At 61.4% G+C, this 477-nt stretch carries 1 protein-coding gene; it reads right to left on the minus strand.

The genetic code is table 11. The annotated features are described in order from the left end of the window. Positions 1 to 52: 52 nt before the first annotated feature. The coding region (locus MUA00_RS00195; RefSeq protein ID WP_271130450.1) for a ShlB/FhaC/HecB family hemolysin secretion/activation protein at positions 53 to 477 on the minus strand (425 nt) is incomplete at its 5' end.

The following is a 477-nucleotide window of genomic DNA, read 5'->3' on the forward strand; positions in this document are numbered from 1 at the left end:
AAACGCCGGGCAAAACAAACGGGTTGCGGGTGATTGTCCATAATCTCAGTCCTCACAGAACGAACGCGATGCGGTAGTAAATGCTGATACGATCGGGCGCCAGCCAGTCGGGATACTTCACCGGCAGGCCAACGGTAAACTGGCCGGAGTAATAACGGCTGGCCGTGGATAACCCGACTGCCGCGCCCCACAACGTGCCGGACGCCCGGGGATCGTGGTTATCCTTTTGCAGCCAGCCGCCGTCGAGCGCCGCCACGCTGCTGACCTGGCCGATAACCGGCAGCGTGAACAGCGTGTAGTTCAGCTCGTTGCGCCAGTAGCCGCCGTTATCGCCGGAAAGGTACTGCTCTTTGAAACCGCGCACCGAGCTTTCGCCGCCAATCGTCAGGCGCTCGCTGCCGTAAAGCCGGTCCGGCGACCACTGGCCGTAGAAGCTGGTCAGCCACCACAGGTCATTGGTTACGGGACGCTGATAGC

It is taken from the genome of Dryocola boscaweniae (genome assembly GCF_025215095.1).
Taxonomy (GTDB): Bacteria; Pseudomonadota; Gammaproteobacteria; order Enterobacterales; family Enterobacteriaceae; genus Dryocola; species Dryocola boscaweniae.